General features: G+C 73.3%; 12 protein-coding genes. 6 read left to right on the top strand and 6 right to left on the bottom strand.

Translation table 11 applies throughout. From position 1 onward, the window contains the following. Positions 1 to 185 precede the first annotated feature (185 nt). The 3 genes from K7862_RS27315 to K7862_RS27325 are packed head-to-tail and all read right to left on the bottom strand — an operon-like array spanning position 186 to position 3,073. On the bottom strand, positions 186 to 992 hold the full coding sequence (locus tag K7862_RS27315) for a TrmH family RNA methyltransferase (RefSeq protein ID WP_222967188.1): 807 nt from the start codon (positions 990 to 992) through the stop codon (positions 186 to 188). A 33-nt stretch (positions 993 to 1,025) separates the two neighbouring features. Continuing rightward, complete coding sequence (locus tag K7862_RS27320; protein ID WP_222967189.1) at positions 1,026 to 2,411, bottom strand: HTTM domain-containing protein; 1,386 nt, start codon at positions 2,409 to 2,411, stop codon at positions 1,026 to 1,028. Further along, positions 2,408 to 3,073, bottom strand: coding sequence for a DUF5819 family protein (locus K7862_RS27325; RefSeq protein ID WP_222967191.1), 666 nt, complete (start codon positions 3,071 to 3,073; stop codon positions 2,408 to 2,410). The genes K7862_RS27320 and K7862_RS27325 overlap by 4 nt, the downstream gene beginning before the upstream one ends. Positions 3,074 to 3,464: 391 nt before the next feature. Between K7862_RS27325 and paaA the strand changes: the two genes are divergently transcribed. From paaA to K7862_RS27350, 5 genes are read left to right on the top strand one after another with little or no spacing between them, the layout of a single operon-like run. Further along, complete coding sequence (gene paaA, locus K7862_RS27330; RefSeq protein ID WP_262413896.1) at positions 3,465 to 4,454, top strand: 1,2-phenylacetyl-CoA epoxidase subunit PaaA; 990 nt, start codon at positions 3,465 to 3,467, stop codon at positions 4,452 to 4,454. After that, complete coding sequence (gene paaB, locus K7862_RS27335) at positions 4,451 to 4,816, top strand: 1,2-phenylacetyl-CoA epoxidase subunit PaaB (RefSeq protein ID WP_262413897.1); 366 nt, start codon at positions 4,451 to 4,453, stop codon at positions 4,814 to 4,816. Before paaA ends, paaB begins: the two co-directional genes overlap by 4 nt. Then, the gene (paaC, locus tag K7862_RS27340) at positions 4,813 to 5,610 is read left to right on the top strand and encodes a 1,2-phenylacetyl-CoA epoxidase subunit PaaC (RefSeq protein WP_222967192.1); all 798 of its coding nucleotides are present in this window, start codon (positions 4,813 to 4,815) and stop codon (positions 5,608 to 5,610) included. Before paaB ends, paaC begins: the two co-directional genes overlap by 4 nt. Beyond that, on the top strand, positions 5,604 to 6,146 hold the full coding sequence (gene paaD / locus K7862_RS27345; protein ID WP_222967193.1) for a 1,2-phenylacetyl-CoA epoxidase subunit PaaD: 543 nt from the start codon (positions 5,604 to 5,606) through the stop codon (positions 6,144 to 6,146). Before paaC ends, paaD begins: the two co-directional genes overlap by 7 nt. After that, a complete protein-coding gene (locus K7862_RS27350; protein WP_222967194.1) occupies positions 6,147 to 7,208 on the top strand; it encodes a 2Fe-2S iron-sulfur cluster-binding protein in 1,062 nt (353 codons plus the stop codon). Positions 7,209 to 7,283: 75 nt separating this feature from the next. Here K7862_RS27350 and K7862_RS27355 read toward each other — a convergent pair whose 3' ends face one another. The 3 genes from K7862_RS27355 to K7862_RS27365 form a co-directional block, all read right to left on the bottom strand. Next, positions 7,284 to 7,616: a rhodanese-like domain-containing protein gene (locus K7862_RS27355; RefSeq protein WP_222967195.1), complete on the bottom strand. Its 333-nt coding sequence runs from the start codon at positions 7,614 to 7,616 to the stop codon at positions 7,284 to 7,286. 82 nt (positions 7,617 to 7,698) lie between these two features. Next, the gene (locus K7862_RS27360) at positions 7,699 to 8,631 is read right to left on the bottom strand and encodes a hypothetical protein (protein WP_308012217.1); all 933 of its coding nucleotides are present in this window, start codon (positions 8,629 to 8,631) and stop codon (positions 7,699 to 7,701) included. A gap of 172 nt (positions 8,632 to 8,803) precedes the next feature. Beyond that, the gene (locus K7862_RS27365; RefSeq protein ID WP_222967196.1) at positions 8,804 to 10,210 is read right to left on the bottom strand and encodes a DUF2252 domain-containing protein; all 1,407 of its coding nucleotides are present in this window, start codon (positions 10,208 to 10,210) and stop codon (positions 8,804 to 8,806) included. 153 nt (positions 10,211 to 10,363) lie between these two features. Between K7862_RS27365 and K7862_RS27370 the strand changes: the two genes are divergently transcribed. Continuing rightward, complete coding sequence (locus K7862_RS27370) at positions 10,364 to 13,567, top strand: SpoIIE family protein phosphatase (protein WP_262413898.1); 3,204 nt, start codon at positions 10,364 to 10,366, stop codon at positions 13,565 to 13,567. Positions 13,568 to 13,624 lie beyond the last annotated feature (57 nt).

Consider the following 13,624-nt stretch of genomic DNA (forward strand, 5'->3'; position numbering starts at 1 on the left):
CCAGCTGTCGCTGAACCTGACCGGCGGGGTGTACGTCAACCAGACGGCCGCGTTCTCCGACTTCCACGGCTCGGGCGGCAACCCGGCCGCGAACGCAGCCCTGTGCGACAGCGCGTTCGTGGCGAGCCGCTTCCGGATGGTCGAGGTGCGCCGCCCCGCGTAGTTCCGAGGCGGTCCCCCGCGGATCAGTGCCCGGCCGGGTGCGGCACGCGGGGGGACGCCGAGGTCGCCGCCCAGTGGTAGAGCGCCATGCCGACGCTGGTGGCGAGGTTGTAGCTGGAGACCTGGGCCCGCATCGGCAGTGCCACCAGCGCGTCCGCCCGGCCGCGCAGGTCGTCGGAGACGCCGTGCCGCTCGGAGCCGAAGACGACGAGGGCGTCGTCGGGCAGCTTGGTGGAGCGGATGTCCCGCCCCTCGGGGTCGAGGACGTACAGCGGTCCGCCGGGCAGGGCCGAGGCGTCCGCGTGCTCCACGGCGGTGGCGAAGTGCAGCCCGGCCCCGGACCGCACGGCGTTGGGGTGCCAGGGGTCGAGGTCGCCGGTGGTGACGACCCCGGTCACCGCGAATCCGGCGGCGAGGCGCACGACCGCGCCGACGTTCCCGAGGTTGCGGGGGCTGTCCAGGACGACGACCGGGGCCTGGCGCGGCCGCAGGGACAGCGCTGCCAGGTTCTCCTCACGGCCCGGCCGTGCGGCGAGCGCGGCGACGGCGGTGGGATGCACCCGGGCCATCAGGTCCCGCAGCGCACCGTGCGGGACCTCGGTGAGCCGGTCGGCGAGCGTCCCGGTCAGATCGGGCGCCAGGTCGGCGGCCAGCAGCAGCGTGGCCGCCTTGTCCGCGCACAGGGCGACGCGGACGTCCGCGCCGAAGCGGAGAGCGTGCTTGAGGGCGTGGAAACCGTCGAGGAGCACGGCTCCCGGGGCGGCCGCCCGCCAGCGGCGCACGGCGAGGACGGCGTCGGAGTCGTGTGCTGCTGCCGCGTCGTCGCTCATGGCGTCACCCTACGGGCCGCCCCGGACGGCCGATCACGTGACGGTGCTGGGCGGCGCGGATCCGGCGGACGGTTCCGTCACCGCGCCCGCTCCCGCCGTCTCCACGGCCTGGGGTGAGCGCTGCCCCGGCACCACCACGGCGGAACGCACCGGCGCGATGCGCAGCGCGCGCCCGATCCGCTGTCCGGCCCAGCGCAGGAACCCGGTCGGCAGGAACACCGCGTCGGCGGCGATCATCGCCAACGAGAAGAACGGCAGGCCGAGCACGATGGCGATCGAGGCGTGCTCGATCATCATGCCGACCAGCAGCACGTTCTTCACGCGCCGGTTGAAGAGGGTGAAGGGGAAGGCGACCTGCACGATCACCGTGCCGTAGGTGATGAGCATGACCATCACGTCGTTGCCGGCCAGGGCGTGCGAGAGGGCGGGCCAGGGCGTGAAGTCGTCCAGGTGGAGCGGGTAGTACAGCGCGGTGCCGTCCTCCCAGCGGCTGCCCTGGATCTTGTACCAGCCGGCGGTGGAGTAGATCAGGCACACTTCGGCGACGATCACCAGCATGGCGCCGTTGTGGACGATGTCGCCCATGATCGTCATCAGCGTCCGCGGCTCGCCCGGCGCGTAGCGGCGCACCGCCCACCACACGGCCTGCCCCACCCAGCACAGCCAGAAGATGATCCCCCAGCCGGTGGTGAGCTTGCCGGCGGCCGTGGCGGCGAACAGGGCCGCGCCCAGCACCACCCACAGCGCGATGCCCACCGGGTCGGCGTCGCGCGGGGTGCCGTCGGACGGCTCCTCCATGCGGGCCGCGGCCCTGCGCGCGGCGAACCGGCGGTCGAGGGACCAGACCTGCCCGCAGCGGGTGAAGGCCAGATAGATGGCCATGAGGTGGATGACGTTGTCACCGCCGTCACCCACGAAGATGCTGCGGTTCTGCAGCGACAGCACGCCGACCATGAACAGCAGCGCCGAGGTGCGGGTGCGCCAGCCCAGCATCAGGGTGGCCGCGGAGACCACCGCCAGGGCGTAGACCAGCTCGAACCAGATCCGGCCGTCGCTCCACATCAGCACCGTGAACGCGTGGTTGTCGGCGAGCAGCCGCTTCGCCAGGTCGAATCCCCAGGGACCGTTCGGACCGTACAGCTCCGCGCGGTGCGGGAACTCCCGCAGCAGGAACAGCATCCACGTCAGGCCGAACCCGATGCGCACGATGGCGCTCTGGTACGGCGCGACGGCGCTCGCGGTGACGCGCCGCAGGCCGCGGGACAGCGCCCGGTCGAGGCCGGCGCCCAGCGAGGCGAAAGGCGACGGGACGGTTTCCCCGGCGTCCGGCGCGGCGTCGGGAGCCGGCGTGGCGTGGGGGGGAACGTCGCGGTCGGGGAGGTGGGCGCCGCCCGCGAGGTGGCTGCCGGGGGTGCTCACGAGGCGTTCTCCTGCCCGGTCGAGGGGGTGTCCACGATCCACCACGGAAGCTGCCGGTACGACGTGCTGGTCACCGAGCCGCCGCTGACCCACCGCGGCTGGGGGACCGGCGAGGTCGCGGCGCGGGCCTGGACCCGGACGACCTGGCCGCCGTTGAGCCGCGGTCCGAAGCGCCGCTCGATGATCCGCAGCAGGTAGGTGCGGCTCAGGTCGCTGCGGTCGCCGGCGGTCGGCTGCTCCTGGTTGTCGTGGGTGTCGGTGTAGAAGGACCAGGCGCGGCGCAGTTCGTTCTGCTGGGAGTGGCTGGGGATCGGGTCGTGGCGCATCGCGGCGATGTCCATGCCCGTCAGGTCGACCCAGCCGGTGGTCCGGGTGCCGCCGGAGGCCGACTTGACCTCGGCTCGGGCCTGCACGTGGATGTTCTGCTGGAGCGGGTCGGGGGCGAACAGCTTCCAGTTCTGTTCGAACTCCGGGTAGATGTAGTCGTTGACCGCGGTGGCGTGCTCTTTGCTGAGCGTGTTCGACGGCGCGACGTGCAGGAACACCATTGCGAGGTGGTACGCCGCGGCCACGGCCACCGCGCCGAGTGTCACCGCCACGGCTATTCGCGAGGGCAGCGACAGTGCGGCCACCCGCGACGGCGGCTCCTCCAGCGAGTCCATCGTCTCTCCGCTCTCCCCATGCGTTCTGCACGATCGGCCCTGGACCCCGGTCCGCACTGGTCGTGTGCCGCCCCGGACGGCGGGCGCCCGGCTGCCGCCACACGCTACCGACGACGGGCTCCGGCGGTGACCATACCGAGTTATCCACAGCCTCTGGAATGGCTTGACACCCCATCTCTCGCCATCGACCATGGAAGCAACCGAACGATCGGTCGGTCGGGGGAACGGCGAGGCGCCCGTCCGGGAGATCCGGCCGGGAAGCAGGCCGGGCCTGTGCGCGCCAGACTGCGCACAGAACCGGGGGACACGCGCAGAACTCCGCGCGGGCTCCGCCGGCCGTCCTGGCAGGTCGGGGACGGGACGAGCGGACACACGAGAGAGGGAGGGCCCGATGACGACCACGGCAGAGCCGGGCGCGGCCACCGCGCAGGCGGGGCCGGACCGGCACACTCCGGAAGCCCTGCAGGCGGAGTTCGACGCCGCCGTGGCGGCGGACACCAGGATCGAGCCCCGCGACTGGATGCCGGACGCCTACCGGTCCACGCTCGTCCGCCAGATGGCCCAGCACGCCCACTCCGAGATCATCGGGATGCAGCCCGAGGCGAACTGGATCACGCGCGCGCCCTCCCTGCGCCGCAAGGCCATCCTGATGGCCAAGGTGCAGGACGAGGCGGGCCACGGCCTCTACCTCTACTCGGCGACCGAAACCCTCGGCGTCAGCCGCGACGAACTGCTCGACAAGCTGCACGCCGGACGCCAGCGCTACTCCTCGATCTTCAACTACCCCACCCTCGCCTGGGCCGACGTCGGTGCGATCGGCTGGCTGGTGGACGGTGCCGCGATCACCAACCAGGTGCCGCTGTGCCGCTGCTCCTACGGTCCGTACGCCCGCGCGATGGTCCGGATCTGCAAGGAGGAGTCGTTCCACCAGCGCCAGGGGTACGAGCTGCTGCTCGCCCTCAGCCGCGGCACCGACGCCCAGCACGCCATGGCGCAGGACGCGGTGAACCGGTGGTGGTGGCCGTCGCTGATGATGTTCGGCCCGCCCGACGACGAGTCCGCGCACTCCGCCCAGTCGATGGCGTGGAAGATCAAGCGCCACTCCAACGACGAACTGCGCCAGCGCTTCGTGGACATATGCGTCCCGCAGGCCGAGATCCTCGGGCTCACCCTGCCCGACCCCGACCTGCGCTGGAACGAGGAGCGCGGCCACTACGACTACGGCGCGATCGACTGGTCGGAGTTCCAGGAGGTGCTGCGGGGCAACGGCCCGTGCAACGAGCAGCGCCTGGAGCGGCGCCGCGCCGCACACGACAACGGCAGCTGGGTACGGGACGCGGCCGCCGCCCACGCGGCCAAGCACAGGAAGGCACAGGCATGACAGGGCAGACAGGGGAGTCCGCGAGCGGAGCGTCCTCCAGCGGGCAGAGCGCCGACGGAACCCCGGCGGCCGCGTCCACCGGCGGCCAGTGGCCGCTGTGGGAGGTCTTCGTCCGCAGCCGTCGCGGCCTGAGCCACAGCCACGCCGGCAGCCTGCACGCCCCGGACGCGGAGATGGCCCTGCGCAACGCCCGGGACCTGTACACCCGGCGGGCCGAGGGCGTCTCGATCTGGGTCGTGCCCTCCTCGGCCGTGACCGCCTCCTCCCCCGACGAGAAGGACCCGTTCTTCGAGCCGGCGGGCGACAAGCCCTACCGCCACCCGACGTTCTACGAGATCCCGGAAGGGGTGAAGCACCTGTGACCGCCACCGAACAGAGCCGGGCTGCCGCGGCGCCCGCCTCCCCGGGAGCTGCGGCAGCGGAGAAGGCCGCACCGACGCTCGAGGGCCCCGCCCTCGCCGCTGCCCGCGCGTTGGGCGACGACGCCCTGGTGCTGGCCCAGCGGCTGGGGGAGTGGGCGGGCAACGCGCCCGTGCTGGAGGAGGACGTCGCGCTCACCAACATCGCGCTCGACCTGCTCGGCCAGGCCCGCACGCTGCTGTCGCTGACCGGCGACGAGGACGACCTGGCGTTCCTGCGCGAGGAGCACGAGTTCCACAACGCCCAGTTGGTGGAGCAGCCCAACGGGGACTTCGCGGTCACCATCGCCCGGCAGCTCTACTTCTCCGTCTACCAGGAACTGCTGTACACCGCGCTCGCCGAACACGGCGGTGACCTCGCCCCGCTCGCCGCCAAGGCGGTCAAGGAAGTGGCCTACCACCGCGACCACGCCGAGCAGTGGACGCTGCGGTTGGGTGACGGCACCGAGGAGAGCCACCGCCGCATGCAGCAGGCCCTGGACGCCCTCTGGCGTTACACCGGCGAGCTCTTCCAGCCGCTGGAAGGCCTGGGCGTGGACCTGCCCGCGCTGCGCGAGCGGTGGCTGGAACAGGTGACGGCCGTGGTGGAGAAGGCGACGCTCGCGATACCCCAGGGTGCCGATCACACCCCGTGGGCGGCCGGAGCCGGACGGCAGGGCGTGCACACCGAGTCGTTCGGGCGGCTGCTCGCCGAGATGCAGTACCTGCACCGCGCACACCCGGGGGCGTCATGGTGATCACCCGCACCGTCGAAGCCCGCGCGGCCGGGGGGCTCAGCTCCCTGGAGCAGGAGCTGCTGCGCCTGGCCGGTGCCGTGCCGGACCCGGAGCTCCCCGTGGTCTCGCTCGCCGAACTCGGGGTGCTGCGCGGCATACGGGTCACCGGTCCCGGTCAGGTCCAGGTGGAGCTGACGCCGACGTGGACCGCGTGTCCGGCGCTGGAGACCATGGCCGCCGACGTCACGGCAGTCCTCAAGGACGCGGGGATGTCCGAGGTCACCGTGCACACCGTGCTCTCGCCGGCATGGACCACCGACGCCATCAGCGAGGAGGGCCGCCGCAAGCTCGCCGAGGCCGGGGTCGCGCCGCCGCGCCCCCAGACCCTGGGCGGCACCGGCATCTCCGGTCCGGTGGCGCTGGACCTGGCCATCCACTGCCCGCACTGCGGGTCGACGGAGACCCGGCTGCTGAGCCGGTTCTCCTCCACCGCGTGCAAGTCCCTGCGCAGCTGCAAGTCGTGCGGTGAACCGTTCGACCACTTCAAGGAGGTGTGAGTGTTCCATCCGCTCCGGGTGGCGGAGGTCCGCCCCCTGACCGACGACGCGGTGACCATCACCTTCGAGGTCCCCGAGGACCTGCGCGCCCAGTACCGCTACGCGGCCGGACAGCACATCGCCATCCGCCGGCGGGTGGACGGCGCGGAGATCCGGCGCACCTACTCCCTGTGCGACCCGGCCCCCGGGGCGGCCGAACCCGGCCCGCAGCGGCTTCGGGTGGGGGTGCGCATGGTCGAGGACGGCGCGTTCTCCGCCTACGCCCTCAAGGAGCTGGCCGCCGGAGACACCCTGGACGTGATGACGCCCGCGGGGCGGTTCGTGCTGGAGCCACGGCCCGGGCGGTTCGCGGCGGTGGTCGGCGGCAGCGGCATCACCCCGGTGCTGTCCCAGATAGCCACGGTGCTGGCCCGGGAGCCGAAGGCGAGCTTCTGCCTGGTGCGCAGCGACCGCACGGCGGCGTCCACAATGTTCCTGGAGGAGGTCGCGGACCTGAAGGACCGCTGGCCCGACCGGTTCCACCTGGTCTCGGCCCTCTCCCGGGAGGAGCAGCAGGCGGGCCTGCCCTCGGGCCGGCTCGACGCCGACCGGCTGGCCGCGCTGCTCCCGGCGATCCTGCCGGTCGGCGAGGTGGACGGCTGGTACCTGTGCGGTCCGCTGGGGCTGGTCAGCTCCGCCGAGCGGGCGCTGCGGACCCTCGGTGTGCCGCGGGCCAAGGTCCACCAGGAGATCTTCCATGTGGACGAGGTCCCGGCCACGCCGTCGGCGGGCAGCGTCGTGCCCGACGGCGCGACGGTCAGGGCGACGCTGGACGGGCGGGCCGGGAGCTGGCCCTCGCAGGGCGGGGAGTCGCTGCTGGAGACGGTGCTGCGCAACCGTTCCGACGCGCCCTACGCCTGCAAGGGCGGGGTCTGCGGAACCTGCCGGACGAAGCTGCTCTCCGGTGAGGTGCGGATGGACCGCAACTTCGCCCTGGAGCCGGAGGAGACCGAGGCGGGCTATGTCCTGGCGTGCCAGTCGCACCCGGTGACCGCGGTGGTCGAGGTGGACTTCGACGCCTGAGCCGGCCTCCGGCAGCAGGAACAGCCGGCACGAGCAGTGGGTGAGGACGGCTCAGGACGCCCGAGAGGCCGAGGGCTACAGGACGTAGCCCGCGGCCCCGGCACCGTCGACGACCGGACGGCCGGAGGCCTCCCAGTCGAGCATGCCGCCGTTGACGTTGACGGCGTCCATGCCCTGGGCGATCAGGTACTGGGTGACCTGGGCGGAGCGACCGCCGACGCGGCACACGACGTGCACCCGGCCGCCGTCCGGCACCTCGGACATCCGGGCGACGACCTCGCCCATAGGGATGTGCACGGCGTTCTCGGCGTGCCCCGCGGTCCACTCGTCGTTCTCCCGGACGTCCAGCAGGATCGCGTCAGCCGGCACGGCCGCGGCATCCACCGCGGGAATCTGGGCGCGGAACATCGGAAAGGGCCTCCTGGGAGACGGGGGCGTGGCAGCCGCGCCCGAGGGCCGACCGCTCACGAGGGAACCCGGCCAACGTACCTCAGGCGTCGCCGGAACCCGTCTCGTCCGGCTCCGAACCGGCCTCCGGCTCCTCCGCCGGGGAGGACGACGAGGCGGGAGACGGGGCAGAAGAGGCAGAAGAAGCCGCGGCCTTCGAGCGGGCGGGCGGCCGGCGGACCAGCTCGGCCAGCCGGGCCTCGCGCTGGGAGACCTGGGTGAGCAGCTGCTCGGCGATCTCGTTGAGCAGGGCGTCCGGGTCCTCCGGAGCCAGCCGCATCATCTGGCCGATCGCGCTCTCGTCGAGCTCGGCGGCCAGGGCTGCCAGCTTCTCCTTGCGCTCGGCCAGCCACTCCAGCCGGGCGTAGAGGACCTCGGCCTCGCTGGGCTGGTCCTCCTCGGGCACCGGGCCGGCGTCCCACTCGTCGGACAGGGCGCGCAGGGCGTCCTCGTCGGCGTAGGCATAGGCCTCGTTGACCCGCGCGATGAAGGCGCTGCGGCGCTCCTTCTCGGCCTCGTCCTGCGCCAGGTCGGGGTGGGCCTTGCGGGCCAGCTCACGGTAGAGCCGCTGGGCCTCCTTGCCTGGGCGCACCCGGCGCGGCGGGTTGGTGTCCTCGGTTGGGCGTACTCCGTCGGAGCCCAGCAGGCCGCCGAACAGCTCCTCCACCCCGGGCATCGGCATGACCAGCGCGCGCGCCTCCCAGGCGCGCTCGATGTCTTCGCGCTCACCGCTGTGGGCGGCGACGGCTTCGGCGATGAGGGCGTCGAGCTCGTCGAGGCGCGCATACATCGGGCCGAGGCGCTGGTGGTGCAGCCGGGAGAAGTTCTCCACCTCGACCCTGAAGGTCTCCACCGCGATCTCGAACTCGATGAGGGCCTGCTCGGCCGCGCGTACCGCCTTGGCCAACCGGTCCTCCGGCCCCGCGGAGGGGGCGGAGGCAGTCGCGGACGATTCGGTTCCGGAGGAGTTCGTCACCCGGACAGCCTAGGCCCTGACCGACCGGTACCGGCCCGCACGCACCACGACCAGGCCCTTCCCGGAACCGAGGCAGACCGGGCCGAACCGGCCAAGACCTGACCGGCCCCCGGGCCGCACCGGATACCCCGCCACACATCCGCGGGGCCCGTCCCCCATCAGCCCGGCCATCTCACGCGGCGACCTCGGCCGCCAGCCGGCCCATCCGTATCGCCGTCAGCAGCTCCGCGTGGTCGGCCTCGGTGCGATCGGCGTAGGCAACCGCGAAGGCCGCGAACGCCGTGTCCAGCTCCTCGCTCTTGCCGCAGTAGCCGGCGATCAGCCGCGGGTCGGCACTGTGGGCGTGCGCACGGGCGAGCAGGGCTCCGGTCATCCGCCCGTAGTCGTCCAGCAGATCGGGAGCCAGAACGGACGGGTCGACGCTGCCCTTGCGGTTGCGGAACTGCCGGACCTGGAAAGGAAGGCCGTCGACGTCGGTCCATCCCAGCAGCGCGTCGCTGACCACCTGCATCCGCTGCTGGCCGAGCACGATGCGGCGGCCCTCGTGAGCCGGATGTTCCACGTGAAACCCCGCCTTGGCCACATACGGCACCAGCGCCGACGCCCGCGCCTCCTTGACCTGCAGCACCAGCGGCTCGCCGTGATGGTCCAGCAGCAGGACCACATACGAGCGGGTGCCGACGCTGCCGGTGCCGACGACGCGGAAAGCCACGTCCTGCACGGCGTACCGGGCCAGCAGCGGCAGCCGGTCCTCGCCGACGGTCGTCAGGTAGCCGCCGAGTGCCGCCACAACCGCGGCCGCCTCGGCGTCCCCGACCCGCCGCAGCACCGGGGGAGCGTCGGTGAACCGCCGGCCGCCGCCCTCGACCGGCTCGGTCGCCCGGGCCGCGAACCTCGCGCTGGTGTTGCGCCGGGCCTTGGCCGACACCTTCTCCAGGGTGCCGGCCAGATCCCGGGCGTCGGCGTGGGTGACGAGGGCTTCGTCCGCGATGGCGTTCCAGGCGTCGAGCACCGGGAGGCGGGTCAGCAGCCGCATCGTCGACCGGTAGGCGCCGACCGCGTCGTAGGCGGCCGCGCGGCAGACGTCCTCCGCCGCGCCCGCCTCACGCCCGGCCAGCACCAGCGAGACCACCAGCCGCTTGAGGTCCCACTCCCACGGGCCGTGCACGGTCTCGTCGAAGTCGTTGATGTCCATCGCCAGGCCACCGCGGGCATCCCCGTACAGACCGAAGTTGGCGGCGTGCGCGTCGCCGCAGATCTGGGCGCCGATGCCGGTCACGGGAGCGTCGGCCAGGTCCGCGGCCATCAGCCCGGCCGAACCCCGCAGGAACGCGAACGGGCCGGCTGCCATCCGGCCGACCCGCAGCGGCACCAACTCCGGTATCCGTCCGGAGTTGGACTCCTCGACCGCCGCCACTGCAACGGAGGTGCCGTTGCGCCGCTCCCGCCACGTCCAGTGCGCGGCCGTGCCATGGGCGGCTCGCGGCAGCCGCCGGCGCAGGGCCTTCCCCGTCTGCTTGGCCGTCGATGCGTGTGGCCAGGCGGCGAATCCCGCCACATGAGGCACGCGTGCACCCATGGTCACCCTCCCCCTGGGCGGCCGCGTCAGCGGACGCCCCGTCACCGTGCCACCACCGGGGGGCAATCCGGCAATTCGGTCGCCCTCGTCCGTTATTTCGTGCTTGCCTTGTCTCAGGACCCTACTCAAGCGCCGAACCGCAGGTGCAGGACGTTGGACGAGATCACCCGACTTCCCACAGCCCACGACACGGACCCTCCTGCAGAGCGTCCCACCAGCTACGAACAGCGCGAACACCGGCAGCCCGACATCACCGGCGGTGAACCCAGGGACGCCGGAGGCACCGGGCACCCGCACGACCGCCCCGGCCCGCCGAGCGTCCATGCCCCACCGGCGGACGGCGGGCCCGCCTCCATGGCCAACGGCACGCCTGAGTCGGCCACGCCCGCACGGGCCGTGCCCGAGCTGATCACACCCGACCTGACCGTGCCCGGCCTCGGTGCCTCCGGTCCCGGCCGCACCGGCCCGCTCACACCGGAACCGCCCGAGCCTGATCCCGTCAGCCCGCCGCCACAGCCCGCGCCCAGCACCAGCACCAGCACCAGCACCAGCACCGTTGCAGGGCCCCCTCCCGGCCTCGGCCTCGGTCCGCCGGCGCCCGACGCCGACCTCCCCGTCCTCTCCCCCGCGCTTCCCGCCGTGCACGCCACCGTTCCGGACCCCGAGGTGGCCGCGCTGCTGCGCCTGGCCGTGATCTGCGTCGACCCCGACGGGCGGATCTCGTACTGGAACCGCGGCGCCGAGGAACTGTTCGGTCATCGCTGGGAGAACGTGTTCGGCAGCCGGGCGTCCGGCCTGCTCACCGCCATGCGCTCGCACGGCGGCCCCGGTTCCGGCCGGCCCGTCGCCCCGCACCTGGACACCCTCGACCTGCTGGACGACCTGACCAACCCGGCGTGGGCGGGCGCGCTCGCCGCAACCGACCGCGACGGCACCCTGCGGGACGTGCTGTGGTGGACCTACCGCCTGGTCGAGCCGGTCGGCCGCAGCCTGCTGGCGATCGCCACCCACGCCAAGCCGCTGCGCACCGGCAGCCTGCGGATCGCGCTCGGCGGACGCATGCTTCCGTACACCGCCGAGGGCCCGCAGCGTCAGGACATCGCGGTCGCCGCCGTGCTCACCAGCGCCGGCGACGCCGACCGCGGCTTCGCGCTGGCGGAACGCCTCCGCGATGTGCTGCCCGGAGCCAGCGCCGGCCGGCTGGACCGGATCCTGCGCCAACTGGTGCCGCTGGGACTGCCCGCCCTGGACGTGGAGGGGGGCACCCGGCTGCCGGTCGTCCCGCAGGACTACGCCAGAAACGTTGCGGCAGCCCGCACCGAGCGCAGCGCACGCCGCGAACTGCTTCCCGGCCCGCGTCCGACCGGCCCCACCGCCATCGGCACCGCCGCGCAGACCGGCGACCTGACCCGTCCGTCCTCGCTGGTCGCCGTCCCCCCGCCGACGGTCACCGGCGCGGGGCGGAAGGCTCCCGCCGGCACCCAGGACGACCTGCCGGCGTCCGCAAGGGCCACGGCCACCCCCCCGCCACACCCGGGCTCCTCTGACCCCGCAACCGCAACGCCCGCCGCCAGCGGCACGGCCCCGACGGGAACGACCGGAACCGCCCAGCCCCACGGCATCCCCCGCGCCACAACCACCCCCACCGTGGACACGCCCCTGGACGCCGCGGACGCCGCCGCTGCCGCCCCCCGCGGCACCGCCCTCGACGAGCAACTGGCGCTGCTGCACGACACCGGCGCCCTCGTCGGCTCGACCCTCGACCTGCACACCACCGCGCGCGAGCTCTGCGGCGTGACGGTGCCGCGGTTCGCCGACGTCGCCGCCGTACTCGTCGTGGACCAGCTCTTCTCCGACGCCGAGCCGCACAAGGACGACCGGCCGTCGGACACCGTCCTGGTCCGCCGGGTGGCGATCGCCGCCGACGCCGGACCGCCCGGGGTCTGGGAGAACGCCCTGCCCGAGGGCGAGTTGCTGTCGCTGGCCACCGAGGAGATCGTGCCGAGGCTCGGCGAGCCCGTGCTCGTCCCGGTCGTGGACCCGGCGCTGGCCCCCGACATCGCCTTCGACATGGGCGTGCCGGGACTGGCCGAGCTCCTGCCGGGCCACTCGCTGATCGTGGCGCCGCTGACCGCGCGCGGCACCGTGCTCGGCCGGGTGTGCTTCCTGCGCGGCCCCGACCGCCGGCCCTTCGACGTGCGCGACGCGGCGACGGCGGCCGAGGTGGTGGCCCGCGGCGCGGTGCACATCGACAACGCGCGGCTGCACCGCCAGGAGTCACGCGCCGCCGCCACCCTGCAGCGCTCGATGATGCCGACCCGTCCGCCGCGCCTGCCCGGTGTCCGCATCGCCCACCACTACATGCCGGGCGACCGGCAGGCCCAGGTCGGCGGCGACTGGTTCGACGCGATCCAGCTGCCCGGCGGCCGCGTGGCGCTGATCGTCGGCGACGTGATGGGGCACGGGCTCCAGGCGGCGGCCGTCATGGGCCAGTTCCGCACCGCCGTGATCACCATGGCGGCGCTCGACCTGCCGCCCGCCCAGCTCCTGCGCCACCTGGACAACCTGGCCCACCGCCTGGGCACCGAGCACCTGGCCACCTGCGTCTACGCCGTCTACGACCCGATCCTGCGGACCCTGACGCTGGCCAACGCCGGGCACATCCCGCCGGTGCTCGCCGGTTACGACGGGCGCAGTGAGCTGCTGCAGATCCCCGGCGGCGCGCCGATCGGGGTCGGCGGGGTGCCGTTCGAGACGGTGGAGATCCCGGTACCCGACGGCAGCTGGCTGGTGCTGTGCACCGACGGCCTGGTCGAGGTGCGCGGGCAGGGCATAGACGCCGGGCTGGCCGCCTTGTGCGCCAACGTGATCGAACCCCAGCAGACACCCGAGGACGTGTGCGGGCAGATCCTCGCCCGGGTGCACACCGAGGACCGCAGGGACGACGTCGCGCTGCTCGTCGCCCGGTTCGAGGGGATCGCGCCGGACGACGTGGTGAGCTGGCGTCTGCGCCTGGACCTGGCGGAGGTGGCCGCGGCCCGCCGGCTGACCCGCCGCCAGCTCGCCGCCTGGGGCCTGGAACGCCTGGGCGAGACGGCGGAGTTGCTGGTGAGCGAGCTGGTGACCAACGCGATCCGGGCCGCCTCGTACGAGGTGGAGCTGCGCCTGATGCGGGTCGGCAAGCTGCTGGTCGAGGTGAGCGACGACAACCACAACCTGCCGCAGTTGCAGCGCGCGGACGCCGACGACGAGGAGGGGCGCGGTCTGGCACTGGTGTCGCACCTGTCGCGGCGCTGGGGGACCAGCCGCAAGGCGGTCGGCAAGGTCGTGTGGTTCGAGCTCCCGCTCCCGCCCTGATATCGTTGTACTATACAACTCTCGGGATCCCGCCAGGGGATCGCAGGTCGAGAGGCG

The sequence above is a fragment of the Actinacidiphila acidipaludis genome, assembly GCF_019890725.1.
GTDB lineage: Bacteria > Actinomycetota > Actinomycetes > Streptomycetales > Streptomycetaceae > Actinacidiphila > Actinacidiphila acidipaludis.

What these genes read in the sequence shown, in the direction of transcription:
- K7862_RS27315 (WP_222967188.1), bottom strand. Translation starts at nt 992, where the DNA reads ATGAGCGACGACGCGGCAGCAGCACACGACTCCGACGCCGTCCTCGCC.
- K7862_RS27325 (WP_222967191.1), bottom strand. Translation starts at nt 3,073, where the DNA reads ATGGACTCGCTGGAGGAGCCGCCGTCGCGGGTGGCCGCACTGTCGCTG.
- paaA (WP_262413896.1), top strand. Translation starts at nt 3,465, where the DNA reads ATGACGACCACGGCAGAGCCGGGCGCGGCCACCGCGCAGGCGGGGCCG.
- paaB (WP_262413897.1), top strand. Translation starts at nt 4,451, where the DNA reads ATGACAGGGCAGACAGGGGAGTCCGCGAGCGGAGCGTCCTCCAGCGGG.
- paaD (WP_222967193.1), top strand. Translation starts at nt 5,604, where the DNA reads ATGGTGATCACCCGCACCGTCGAAGCCCGCGCGGCCGGGGGGCTCAGC.
- K7862_RS27355 (WP_222967195.1), bottom strand. Translation starts at nt 7,616, where the DNA reads ATGTTCCGCGCCCAGATTCCCGCGGTGGATGCCGCGGCCGTGCCGGCT.
- K7862_RS27365 (WP_222967196.1), bottom strand. Translation starts at nt 10,210, where the DNA reads ATGGGTGCACGCGTGCCTCATGTGGCGGGATTCGCCGCCTGGCCACAC.